This is a genomic window from Pseudomonas sp. lyk4-R2A-10 (assembly GCF_030209075.1).
Taxonomy (GTDB): Bacteria; Pseudomonadota; Gammaproteobacteria; order Pseudomonadales; family Pseudomonadaceae; genus Aquipseudomonas; species Aquipseudomonas glycinae.
The window spans coordinates 309,416-322,251 of sequence record NZ_JARVSR010000006.1; the positions used below are offsets into that span (position 1 = coordinate 309,416).

The window sequence follows — 12,836 nt, forward strand, 5'->3', positions numbered from 1 at the left end:
CGGGCTTTTCTTTGCCTGCGGTTTGGTGAATCCAGAGATTGTCAGGCCAGGCGATCGGCTGCCCAGCCAATCGAACCGACCTGGGTCGCCGCTGCTGCGACGGCGCCTATGACCAGAATCGCAGGGCTCTTGAGCTGGAAACCAAGGGCGTCGTCTTCCATCGCTGTCAGATCGCTGCGGCATTCGCGCTGCTCTGGCAACGAGGCGTTCTCGATCATCGCCACCGGCGTATCCGCTGCCATCCCCCCAGCCAACAGCTGCTCGCGAATCTCTCCGAGCTTCGCCACTCCCATGTAAATCACCAGCGTCGTCCCGCCTTGCGCCAGCGCCCGCCAGTTCAAGTGGCTGTCGTCCTGGGTATGGGCCGTGACCAGCGTCACGCCTCGGGCCACGCCGCGCAACGTCAGCGGAATATCACACTGGGTCGCGCCGGCCAGTCCGGCGGTGATGCCATTGACCAGTTCCACCTCGACCCCGCGCTCGCGCAACCACTGCGCTTCCTCACCTCCACGCCCGAAAATGCACGGATCGCCGCCCTTGAGCCGCACCACGCATTTGCCCTGACGGGCATATCGCAGCATCAGCCGATGGATGAACGCCTGGGGCGTCGAGCGGCAGCCGCCGCGTTTGCCGACCGCGATGATCCGTGCAGCAGGGCAGTGTTCGAGCACCGCGTCATTGACCAGATCGTCGATCAGTACCACCTCGGCCTCGCGCAAGGCACGTACGGCTTTTAGCGTCAGCAGTTCAGGATCACCGGGGCCCGCGCCCACCAGCCAGACTTTCGCGTTCATGGTGTTTTCCTCTTCAGATAACGGCGACCGGACGCACTTCGGCGGCCAGCAAACGCTTGATTTCCGGGACGCAGGAGCCGCATTGCGTGCCGCACCCCAACTTGTTTTTCAAACCCTGCAGATCCAGACCTTCACGGATACCGGCGCAGACCGCGCTGTGGCTGACGTTCTTGCAGTTGCACAGGGTTTTGTCCGCCACAACCTGCGCCCCGGCATTGCCCGGCGGTGCACTCATCGGCGCCAGCAGCCAGCGCCGCAGTTGTTCGTCGGCACGACCTTCCAGCCACAGGCCTTGCAACCAGTGCTGAGCGAGGGTTTCGCCAGCGAGGCGGATCGCAGTGATGCGCCCGTTTTCAATGCGCACCCGTTTGCCGATGGCGCGGCGAGGATCGTCATAAGCCAGCACCGGCCCGTCGATCAGGGCCAGGCACTGGTCGATTTCACGCAGTAATTGCGGTTCTGGCGCCACGGCGCTGGCTGCGCGTATCAGCAGCGCAGGCCGTTCACGTCCGACAAGGCTGAGACTTGCGTAGGAAAACGCCTCACAGAGCGGTCGAAGCGCCTCGAAATGCCGTTGAACATCGCCCTCGATCAGTGCGAACAGTTGCCATGGCAAATCCACCGGTTCCAGCCGTACACCGCTGTGCTTGAGTTCCGGCTGTTTCGACAAAGGATCGAAGGCGGGCAGGGTCAGGCTGTTCACGCCGCCCTTGAGGAAACGATCGCCCCAGTGCATCGGCAGGAACGCCTGGCCCGGACGCACGCTGTCATCGCTGGCGACCGCCACAATCACCGCGCCCCGACGACTTTTCAGATTCACCAGATCCCCCGGCTGCAAGCGGTGACGGCGCAATTCGTCCGGATGCAGGCTCAACACGGCTTCGCTGACATGGCCGAACAACTGCGCCGCCGTGCCGGTGCGGCTCATACCGTGCCATTGATCACGCAGGCGGCCGGTGATCAGGGTCAGGGGAAAGCGCGCGTCGCGTTGTTCCTTGGCGGCGCGATAGGGATCGGCAACGAACCGCGCGCGCCCGTTCGCTGTAGGAAAGATCCCGTCGCCATACAGCCGGGCTGTACCTTGGCGAGCGCCAGCGGGGAAGGGCCATTGCTGTGGCCCCAGCTCATCAATCAACCCATGGCTGATCCCGGACAAATCCAGATCGCGCCCCCGGGTCAGTTGTTTGTACTCGTCAAACAACTGCGCCGGTTGCTCGAAGGCAAACAGACCGGGCTGTTGCGGGCGCAGACGTTTCTCCAGGCGTTGTGCGAAATCAACGGTAATCGTCCAGTCCGGACGCGCTTCACCCGGTGCGGCAATGGCTTGGCGGACGTGGGAAATCCGCCGCTCGGAGTTGGTCACCGAACCTTCCTTCTCGCCCCAACTGGCCGCCGGCAACAGTAGATCGGCAAACGCTGCGGTTTCGGTGGTACGGAACGCCTCCTGCAAAACCACGAACGGACAAGCCTCCAGCGCGGCGCGCACGGCGTTCTGATCCGGCATCGATTGCGCCGGGTTGGTGCAGGCAATCCACAGCGCCTTGATCTTGCCGCTGCGCACTTGTTCAAACAGTTCGATGGCGCTGAGCCCGGTGTTTTCCGGCAGCTTATCCACACCCCAATACGCCGCGACTTCGGCGCGGTGCTCTGGATTGGCTACCTCACGATGACCGGGCAAAAGGTTTGAGAGGCTGCCGGTTTCGCGCCCGCCCATGGCATTGGGCTGACCGGTCAGGGAGAAAGGTCCTGCACCCGGCCGGCCGATTTGCCCGGTGGCCAGATGCAGATTGATCAGCGCGCTGTTCTTGGCACTGCCAGCGGTGGACTGGTTCAGGCCCATGCACCACAGCGACAGGAAACTCGGCGCGGTGCCGATCCACTCGGCGCATTGCTGCAACTGCTCGACGCTGATCCCGCACAGCTGCGAAACCATCGCCGGGGTGTAATCGCGCACCAGGCTTTTCAGCTCGGCGAGGCCATCGGTGTGGGCCTTGATGAAATCGCGGTCGATCCAGTCTTCCCACAACAGCAGATGCAAAATCCCATGGAACAGCGCGACATCGGTGCCCGGCAGAATCGCCAGATGCAGGCCCGCCAGATCGCAGGTGTCGGTGCGCCGTGGATCAATGACGACGACTTTCATCTGCGGGCGGCGGGATTTGGCTTCTTCGATACGGCGAAAAAGCACCGGATGGGCGTAGGCCATGTTACTGCCGACGATCACCACGCAATCGCTCAACTCCAGGTCTTCATAGCTGCATGGCGGTGCGTCGGCGCCGAGGCTGTGTTTGTAGCCGACCACCGCCGAAGACATGCACAGCCGCGAATTGCTGTCGATGTTATTGGTGCCGACCAGCGCCCGCGCCAGTTTGTTGAAGGCGTAGTAATCCTCGGTCAGCAACTGCCCGGAGATATAGAACGCCACGCTGTCCGGGCCGTGTTCGGCGATGGTGTCGGCGAACACGTTGGTGGCGTGATCCAGCGCGGTGTCCCAGTCGCAACGACTGCGTGCCAGGCCTTTGCCCAGGCGCAATTCCGGATACAACGCCCGGGCCGCCAGATCGCCGGTCAGGTGCAGGGTCGAGCCTTTGCTGCACAGTTTGCCGAAGTTGGCCGGATGCGCCGGATCGCCGCTGACGCCGAGGATGCGCTCGCCGTCATGCTCGATCAGCACGCCGCAGCCGACCCCGCAGTAGCAGCAGGTCGAGGCGGTCGTCTGGCGGTTCATCAGACGGCATCCCGCAGGGCCAGTTGCACGCGGCCGTTTTCGACCCGGGCCGGGTGATGGTGCGCGCAGCCGACGTCCGGCGCCTGGGCTTCGCCGGATTGCAGGTCGATCTGCCAGTTGTGCAGCGGGCAGGCGACGCGTTTGCCGTAGATCAGTCCTTGGGACAATGGGCCGCCCTTGTGCGGGCAGCGGTCATCCAGTGCGAAAACTTCGTCGTCGCTTGTGCGAAAGATCGCAATGTCACCTTTGGGCCCGGCGATGATCCGCGAACCGAGGGCGTTGATCTCTTCCAGGGCACAGATATCGAGCCAGTTCATGCCGGCACCTCCAGGTTTTTCACGGGGATCACGTCGAATTCTTTCTTCAGTTGCGGCTGCGCCAGGCGCTCTTTCCACGGGTCTTGTTCGAACGACAGGGAGAACTGCAGGCGCTCGTTCAGGGCCTTGCGGCGCTCGGGGTCTTCCAGCACGGCTTTCTTGATGTGCTCCATGCCGACCCGTTGCAGGTAGTGCACGGTGCGTTCGAGGTAGAAGGCTTCTTCGCGGTACAGCTGCAGGAACGCGCCGTTGTACTCGCGCACTTCCTCGGCCGTCTTGAGCTTGACGAAGAACTCGGCGACTTCGGTCTTGATCCCGCCGTTGCCACCGATGTACATCTCCCAGCCGGAATCGACGCCGATGATGCCTACATCCTTGATCCCCGCTTCCGAGCAGTTGCGTGGGCATCCGGAGACCGCCAGCTTCACTTTGTGCGGCGACCACATGTTGAACAGGTCGTGTTCGAGGTCGATGCCCAACTGGGTCGAGTTCTGCGTGCCGAAGCGGCAGAACTCGCTGCCGACGCAGGTTTTCACCGTGCGGATGGATTTGCCATAGGCGTGGCCGGACGGCATGTCGAGGTCTTTCCATACGCCGGGCAAATCCTGTTTCTTGATCCCCAGCAAGTCGATGCGCTGGCCGCCGGTGACCTTGACCATTGGCACCTGGTATTTGTCCGCCACGTCGGCGATCCGCCGCAGTTCCGACGGGTTGGTCACGCCGCCCCACATCCGCGGCACCACCGAATAAGTGCCGTCCTTCTGGATGTTGGCGTGGGCCCGCTCGTTGATCAGGCGCGACTGCGGATCGTCCTTGGCTTCGCCTGGCCAGGTGGAAATCAGGTAATAGTTGAGGGCCGGGCGGCAGGTGGCGCAGCCGTTCGGAGTGCGCCAGTTGAGGTAGCTCATGGTGCCGGCGATGGTCAGCAAATGCTGTTCGCGAATGGCCTGGCGGATCTGGCCGTGGTTGAGGTCGCTGCATCCGCAGATGGCTTTTTCGCTTTTCGGTTTGACGTCCGCCGCGCCGCCAACGGTGTTGATCAGGATCTGCTCGACCAGCCCGGCGCAGGAGCCACAGGAGCTGGCAGCCTTGGTGTGTTTCTTCACTTCGTCGACGCTGAACAGGCCGTGTTCCTGAATCGCCTTGACGATGGTGCCCTTGCATACGCCGTTGCAGCCGCAGACTTCGGCGTTGTCGGCCATGCTCATGGCTTTGTCCTGGCCCTGATGTCCTACGTCGCCAAGTGCGTTTTCTCCGAACATGAGGTGATCGCGGATCTCGCCGATGGCGTGATTCTCACGAATCTGCCGGAAATACCAACCGCCATCTGCCGTATCGCCGTACAGACAGGCGCCGACCAGCACGTCATCCTTGATCACCAGTTTTTTGTACACCCCGCCGATCGGGTCGGAGAGGGTGATGGTCTCGGTGCCTTCGCCGCCCATGAAGTCGCCGGCGGAAAACAGGTCGATGCCGGTGACCTTCAATTTGGTCGAGGTCACCGAGCCCTGATAACGGGCGAAACCCAGTTGCGCCAGGTGGTTGGCGCAAACCTTGGCCTGTTCGAACAACGGCGCCACCAGGCCGTAGGCAATGCCGCGATGGCTGGCGCATTCGCCGATGGCATAGATGCGCGGGTCATAGGTTTGCAGGGTGTCATTGACCAGAATCCCGCGGTTGCACGGGATGCCGGCCTTTTCTGCCAGTTCAGTGTTGGGGCGGATGCCGGCGGCCATGACCACCAGATCGGCGGGGATGATGTCGCCGTTCTTGAATTGCACCGAGCCGACCCGACCATTGCCGGCATCGTGCAGGGCCTGGGTCTGTTCACACAGGCGAAAGTGCAGGCCACGGGATTCGAGGGCGGTTTGCAGGAGCTGGCCGCTGGTCTTGTCCAGTTGCCGCTCCAGCAGCCATTCACCGAGGTGCACCACGGTGACGTGCATGCCGCGCAGCATCAGGCCGTTGGCCGCTTCGAGACCGAGCAGGCCGCCGCCGATCACCACGGCGTGCTTGTGGGTCTTGGCAGTGTCGATCATCGCCTGGGTGTCGGCGATGTCGCGGTAGCCGATCACGCCCTGCAAGGTGTTGCCGGGGATCGGCAGGATGAACGGGGTCGAACCTGTGGCGATCAGCAGACGATCGTATTCGGCCTCGGTGCCATCCTCGGCGATCACTCGGCGTTTGACCCGGTCGATCTCCACCACTTTGCGGTTGAGCAGCAGTTTGATGTTGTTTTCCAGATACCAGTCGAGGTCGTTGAGCACGATCTCTTCGAAGGTCTGTTCGCCGGCCAGTACCGGCGACAACAGGATGCGGTTGTAGTTGGTGTGCGGTTCGGCGCCGAAGACCGTGATGTCGTACAGCTCGTTGCTCAGTTTCAGCAGTTCTTCCAGGGTGCGAACCCCGGCCATGCCATTGCCGATCATCACCAGTTTGAGTTTTTTCATCAGGTTCTCCGGGAGCATCGGGCTTGCCTCTTGTGGGCAGTCAGGCCTTGCTCGACAAAAATGGCGCAAACAAAAAAGGCGTCCCGCCAGTTACCTAGCGAGGACGCCTTTGTCCTTGTCCCGTTCTCTCGGGAAGCCTGGCCTTCGTCGTTGAAGGTCGGGCTTTATGTCAGTTGAAAACGTTAATGCAGTGGTTGTGCCAAGTCGCGGCGGGCCGCGAATTCACTGGGGTAAGGCTGGAATTGGCCAGATGTTCATTGTGGTTTTTGCACTGAATGGAAGCGGCACGCCCGTTAATGGAGCGCCGCGTCAGCCATGAAACAGCAGGAACAGCAGCACCAGATTGCCCAGCAGTGCCAGTAGCGCCAGTGTCCGCCAGACCTTCAGCGGCTCACGCTCCAGCAAGGGACGAGGGCGCACATTCAGGCTGCGGCGTTCACCTTGTTCCAGAGCCAGCAGCCATTCTTCAGCAGTTTCATAACGTTGCAATGGGTCGGCCAAGACCCCGCGCTCCAGGCATTGCGCCAGCCATTCCGGCAGATCCGGGCGATAGCGACCGGCACTCACCGGCACCCCGAAACGCGGGCGCTGGAAGGCTTCTATCTCGCCGTAGGGAAAATGCCCGGTAAGCAGGAAATACAAGGTCACGCCTACCGCATACAGATCCTGGTGTGTGCTGGGCGCCGCGCCTTGAAAGGCTTCCGGCGCGATGAAGCTCGGGGTTCCGGGCAAGGTCGACGGTGCGTCCTGCGACAGACCGGGACAATACGCCAGACCGAAATCCAGCAGGCGCAACTCGCCGTCGTCCCCCAGGTGCAGGTTTTCCGGTTTGATGTCGCGGTGCAGGATCTGCCGTCGATGCAACAGGCCGACAGCCCGCAGCAGGCGTTCGGCCAGATCCTGCCACTGAGCCAGTGGCAGCGGGCCGCTTTGTGCGAACAGCTGCGCCAGAGTCGTCCCTGAATATTCACGCATCACGTAGTACAAATGCTGACGCTGACCGGCGCTATGGACTTCAGGGAAGTGCCGCCCGGCGACGCGTTTGAGAAACCATTCCTCCGCCAGCAAGGCCTGACCGGCCTGGGCATCGTCTGCCAGTTGTGCAGGCAAGGTCTTCAACAGCCAGGCTTGGCCTTGACCATCGAGCACGCGATAAAGCAGTGATTGCTGGCTCTGACCGACAATCCCTTGCACCCGCCAGCCTTCAAAGACCTGACCCGGTTTCAGCGGCGGGGGCAGCGGCCACTGCTGCAAATGAATCAGCGCGTCGCCAAGGCTGGCCTCGCCGACGGCATCCACTCGCACCAACAGCGCACTGGCATTGTCCTGACTGCCGGCCAGATGCGCGGCATTGACCAAGGTTTGCGCGGCACTGTGAAGATCCGGTTGATCGCGCAGGATTCCGGCAATGGCGGTATCGCCGAGCGCCGCCCAAACGCCATCACTGAGCAGCACAAAACATTCGCCGTCACGCAGTTCGCCGTCGAGAAAATCCAGCACCAGATGCTGATCCAGCCCCATGGCGCGCTTGAGCACGTGCTGCATGCCCGGTTGATCCCAGACGTGATCCTCGCTGATCCGTTGCAAGGTCTCGGCGTGCCAGCGATAGACCCGGCAATCACCGACGTGCGCCAGGGTAAACCGCCGGCCGCGCAGGACCAGCGCGCTGACGGTGGTGAGCAGCGGCTGGCCGCCACCGTTGGCCTGCAACCAGCGGTTTTGCGCGAGCAGCAGACGATCGAGGGCCTGGGCCACGCTCCAGGTTTCCGGAGTGGCGTAATAGTCCAGTGCCAGCGCCTGCAAGGTCGAACGTGCGGCCAGCCCGCCATCGGCGCACTGGCTCACGCCGTCGGCGATGGCGAACAGAAAGCCTTTGCTGGCAGCCAGCGCCGGAGCCGGGGTCACCAGGCGCAAGGCGTCCTGATTTTCCGCGCGGGGGCCTGTGGCGCTGGCTTCGGCGAAGCTCAGTTGCAGAGCCATTCGGGCCTCAGACCCGGGCAGCTGTCACGGCCGCCGAACCCCAAGTGGTTCTCCAGCGACGTTTGACCCCGTGCAGACCGAACCAGGCCAATACGCCAAGGCTGGCGAACAACCACAGCGCCAGTTGATAGCTGCCGGTGCTCTGTTTGATCGCGCCCATGCCTGCCGCCAGGGCAAAACCGCCGATGCCGCCGGCCATGCCGATCAGCCCGGTCATCACGCCGATTTCGCGACGGAAACGTTGCGGCACCAGTTGGAACACCGCGCCGTTACCCGCGCCGAGACCGAGCATGGTGCAGACGAAAAGTGCCAGCGCCGCGTAGGAACTTGGCAGGTTGAAGCCGACCGCCGCGATGCAGACTACGGCCACTGTGTACATCGCCAGCAGGGTGCGAATCCCGCCGAACCGGTCCGCCAGCGCGCCACCCAGCGGACGCATCAGGCTGCCGCCGAAGACGCAGGCCGCGGTGTAGTAACCGGCGGTCACCGGGCTCAGGCCGTATTGATCGTTGAAGTAGCCGGGCAGGGCGCTGGCCAGGCCGATGAAGCCGCCGAAGGTGACGCTGTAGAAAAACATGAACCACCAGCTGTCGCGATCACCCAAAGCCTTGAAGTAGTCGGCCATGGCTTTGGCTTTTGGTCGCTCCGGCGCGTTTTTCGCCAGCCAGGCGAACAGCACCAGGGTCAGGATCAACGGGATCAGGGCGAACCCGAATACATTGCTCCAGCCAAACGCCGCCGCCAGCACCGGGGCGATCAGTGCCGCGAACACAGTCCCGGAATTGCCGGCCCCGGCGATGCCCATCGCCTTGCCCTGATGTTCCGGCGGATACCATTGCGAGGCCAGCGGCAGGGCCACGGCGAACGACGCACCGGCCATGCCGAGGAAGAGGCCGAGCAGCAGGGCCTGTTCGTAACTGTGGATGCCCAGCTTCCAGGCACCGAACAGCGCACAGATCACGATCACCTGGCCGATCAGCCCGGCGGTTTTCGGCGACAGGCGATCGGCGAGCATGCCCATCGCAAAACGCAGTACCGCGCCAGCCAGAATCGGCGTGGCGACCACAAGACCGCGCTGCTGGGTGGTCAGGTGCAGGTCGCCAGCAATCTGCACGGCCAGCGGGCCGAGCAGGTACCAGACCATGAAGCTCAGGTCGAAATACAGGAAGGCCGCGAACAGGGTCGGGGTGTGGCCGGATTTCCAGAAGCTTTTATTCATCGCGCACCTCAGCTGTAGAGAATCTCGAGAAGGAGTCAGAACCAGCACAGTGGGGCGCCGCCACGGCCGCACCACCGGCCCCGGGCTGTGGGGCCAAAACGCAAAAACGCCGCTACCCGGATCGCCGAAAGGGGCGAAGAAGGTGAGCGACGTCTTTGTCGTAGGTGGGGCAACCGCCGTTGGTTACCTGTAGGGATTGCCTAGCGAGATTTGTGCCAGCTCAGCCAAGCAACTCGCTCATCGCGATGATCTGCTCTGCCACCTGAATCAGTTTCTGCTGACGGCTCATGGCCTGGCGGCGCATCAGGGTGTAGGCCTCTTCTTCGTTGCAGTCCTTCATTTTCATCAGCAGTCCTTTGGCCAGTTCGATGCGCTTGCGTTCGGCCAGTTGCTGGTCGCGGGCCTGAAGCTGGGCGCGCAAGGCCTGGTCGCTTTCGAAGCGGGCCATCGCCACGTCGAGAATCGGCTGCAAGCGTTGTGCATGAATGCCTTCGACGATGTAGGCACTGACCCCGGACTTGATCGCCTGACGCATCACGCCGGGGTCATGTTCGTCGGTGAACATCACGATCGGCCGGGGCTGGTCGCGGCTGACCAGCACCACTTGCTCCATCACATCGCGGCTCGGTGACTCGGTATCGATCAGGATCACGTCCGGACGCACCGTTTCGACGCGCGCCGGCAAATCGATGGTCAGGCCCGACTCATCGATCACCTCGAAACCGGCCTCGGTCAGCGCGGCTTTCAGGCGCCCGACTTTTTTCGCGGTGTCGTTGATCAGCAGAATGCGCAACATATTCGCGGTCTCCTGTCAGCGCTGGGCAAGAAGGGGCGCGCTGTCGCTCAGCGCATGGAGCTTGAAGCTCCGGGCGTAGGTGGCCGGATCGCTGCCGTCCCAGATTTTGCCGTCGATCAACTGGCTGCTGCGCATGTCTTTGCCCCAAGCTGCGACGCCCACAGCAGTCGCCGCGTCGCGATAGATCTCCAGTTGTTGCACCTGCCGGGCGACGGCGAGGTAGTCCGGGTCATCGCGCAGCAAGCCCCAGCGGCGGAACTGGGTCATGAACCACATGCCGTCCGACAGGTACGGCAGATTCACCGCGCCATCGCCGTGAAAGCGCAGGGCGTGCGGGTCCTGCCAGCGATTGCCCAGGCCATCGTCGTAGTCGCCGAGAAAGCGTGGTTCGATGCAGGACACCGGGGCGTCGAGGTATTCCGCAGCGCTCAGCAACTGCGCGGTGCTGCGGCGGTTTTCCGGGCTTTCTTCGATGAAACGGCTGGCTTCGAGGATCGCCATCACCAGCGCGCGCGCGGTGTTGGGGTACTGCTCGACGAACGCGCGGGTGCAGCCGAGGACTTTTTCCGGGTGATCGGGCCAGATGGTCTGGCTGGTGGCCAGCGTGAAGCCGAGATTCTGTTGCACGGCGCTGGCCGCCCACGGCTCGCCGACGCAGAAGCCATCGATGCGCCCGGCCTGCAGGTGCGCGACCATTTGCGGTGGCGGCACCACCACGCTGTCGACATCCTGCAACGGATGAATGCCCTGGCTCGCCAGCCAGTAATACAACCACATGGCATGGGTGCCGGTCGGGAAGGTCTGGGCGAAGGTCAGTTTTGCGCGGGTTTGGTGCACATGGTGGTGCAGCGCTTCAGGACCGGTCACGCCCAGGCCCTGCAAACCGTGGGACAGGTTCAGGCTCTGGCCGTTCTGGTTCAGGCCCATCAGTACCGCCATGTCGGTTGACGCGACGCCGCCGATGCCCAGATGCACCGCGTAGATCAGGCCGTAAAGGCTGTGGGCGGCATCGAGTTCGCCGCTGACCAGATTGTCCCGCAGGTTGGCCCAGGAACTCTGGCGCTTGAGATTCAGGGTCAAGCCGTAAGGCTGGGCAAAGCCCTGGGTGGCGGCGACCACCAGCGAGGCGCAGTCGCTCAGGGCCATGAAACCCAGGTTGATCGCGCTTTTTTCCGGGGCATCGCTGCCGTTGACCCAGGCCAGCGGCCCGGCGGAGGTTTGAGTCATGAAAGCCACCCTCAAAAAAAACGTCGTCCCAGGCTTTGCCCGCGCAAAACCGAGAGACGACGCCATTGTCTTTGCCTGCGCGCCACCATTGGCCTGCGGGCTGATGCCGAGGAGGGTGCAAGGCATATGCCATGCGCACCGATTTACCCGTGCGCCTCGCGCGGCGGGGCGATGCCCGGCTATAATCGCCGCCTCTTTTCGCCGCCCGAGTCATAGCCGCCCATGTACACCCTGGCCCGTCAGCTGTTGTTCAAACTTTCCCCGGAAACCTCCCACGATCTGTCGCTGGATCTGATCGGCGCGGGCGGGCGTTTGGGCCTCAATGGCTTGCTGTGCAAGGCGCCGGCGTCGTTGCCGGTAAACGTCATGGGCCTGCAGTTCCCGAACCCTGTCGGTCTGGCGGCCGGTCTGGACAAGAACGGCGCGGCCATCGATGGCTTCGCCCAGCTGGGGTTCGGTTTTGTCGAAATCGGCACCGTGACCCCGCGCCCGCAGCCGGGCAATCCGAAACCACGGATTTTCCGCCTGCCGGAAGCCGAGGCGATCATCAACCGCATGGGTTTCAACAACCTCGGTGTGGATAACCTGCTGGCGCGGGTGGCGGCGGCCAAATACAAGGGCGTGCTGGGGATCAACATCGGCAAGAACTTCGACACCCCGGTCGAGCGCGCCGTGGATGACTACCTGATCTGCCTGGACAAGGTCTACGCCCACGCCAGTTACGTCACGGTCAACGTCAGCTCGCCGAACACTCCGGGCCTGCGCAGCCTGCAATTCGGTGATTCGCTCAAGCAATTGCTGGCGGACCTGGCCACGCGCCGCGCCGAACTGGCCCTGCGCCACGGCAAACATGTACCGCTGGCGATCAAGATCGCGCCGGACATGACCGACGAAGAAACCGCGCAAGTCGCCCAGGCGCTGATCGAAACCGGGATGGACGCGGTGATCGCCACCAACACCACCCTCAGCCGCGTGGGCGTCGAAGGCATGGAACACGGTGACGAGGCGGGCGGTCTGTCCGGCGCGCCGGTGCGTGAGAAGAGCACCCACACCGTGAAAGTGCTGGCGTCCGAGCTGGGCGGCAAGCTGCCGATCATCGCGGCGGGCGGCATCACCGAAGGCAAGCATGCGGCCGAGAAGATCGCTGCCGGCGCGAGCCTGGTGCAGATCTACTCCGGCTTCATCTATAAGGGCCCGGCGCTGATCCGCGAATCGGTGGACGCGATCGCCGCCAAGCGCTGATTTGCGGATTTAAAAGGCAGGCATAAAAAAGGGCTCCTCGAAGGAGCCCCTGGGCCGTAGCCCGCCGTCCGGGAAGGACGTGC

At 63.1% G+C, this 12,836-nt stretch carries 9 protein-coding genes; 1 reads left to right on the forward strand and 8 read right to left on the reverse strand.

Annotated features, from left to right (window positions below; all coding sequences use genetic code 11):
* Positions 1-41 precede the first annotated feature (41 nt).
* The 8 genes from cobA to QRN46_RS10885 form a co-directional block, all read right to left on the reverse strand.
* Complete coding sequence (gene cobA / locus QRN46_RS10850) at positions 42-794, reverse strand: uroporphyrinogen-III C-methyltransferase (protein WP_201817793.1); 753 nt, start codon at positions 792-794, stop codon at positions 42-44.
* A gap of 13 nt (positions 795-807) precedes the next feature.
* Entirely contained in the window at positions 808-3,522 is a 2,715-nt protein-coding gene (locus tag QRN46_RS10855; RefSeq protein ID WP_201817791.1) for a nitrate reductase, read from the reverse strand.
* Positions 3,522-3,839, reverse strand: coding sequence for a nitrite reductase small subunit NirD (gene nirD / locus QRN46_RS10860; protein WP_007951992.1), 318 nt, complete (start codon positions 3,837-3,839; stop codon positions 3,522-3,524). The genes QRN46_RS10855 and nirD overlap by 1 nt, the downstream gene beginning before the upstream one ends.
* A complete protein-coding gene (gene nirB, locus QRN46_RS10865; RefSeq protein ID WP_045121673.1) occupies positions 3,836-6,289 on the reverse strand; it encodes a nitrite reductase large subunit NirB in 2,454 nt (817 codons plus the stop codon). Before nirB ends, nirD begins: the two co-directional genes overlap by 4 nt.
* Positions 6,290-6,598: 309 nt before the next feature.
* Positions 6,599-8,269: a bifunctional protein-serine/threonine kinase/phosphatase gene (locus QRN46_RS10870; protein ID WP_285354658.1), complete on the reverse strand. Its 1,671-nt coding sequence runs from the start codon at positions 8,267-8,269 to the stop codon at positions 6,599-6,601.
* 7 nt (positions 8,270-8,276) lie between these two features.
* The gene (locus QRN46_RS10875; protein ID WP_221615604.1) at positions 8,277-9,488 is read right to left on the reverse strand and encodes a nitrate/nitrite transporter; all 1,212 of its coding nucleotides are present in this window, start codon (positions 9,486-9,488) and stop codon (positions 8,277-8,279) included.
* 220 nt (positions 9,489-9,708) lie between these two features.
* Entirely contained in the window at positions 9,709-10,284 is a 576-nt protein-coding gene (locus tag QRN46_RS10880; RefSeq protein WP_007916390.1) for an ANTAR domain-containing response regulator, read from the reverse strand.
* A 15-nt stretch (positions 10,285-10,299) separates the two neighbouring features.
* Complete coding sequence (locus QRN46_RS10885; protein ID WP_221615605.1) at positions 10,300-11,511, reverse strand: CmpA/NrtA family ABC transporter substrate-binding protein; 1,212 nt, start codon at positions 11,509-11,511, stop codon at positions 10,300-10,302.
* A gap of 222 nt (positions 11,512-11,733) precedes the next feature.
* Here QRN46_RS10885 and QRN46_RS10890 point away from each other — a divergent pair, with 222 nt between their 5' ends.
* Positions 11,734-12,753 (forward strand): quinone-dependent dihydroorotate dehydrogenase, encoded by a 1,020-nt coding sequence (locus QRN46_RS10890; RefSeq protein ID WP_011333259.1) that lies wholly within the window; start codon positions 11,734-11,736, stop codon positions 12,751-12,753.
* The last annotated feature ends 83 nt before the right edge of the window (positions 12,754-12,836 follow it).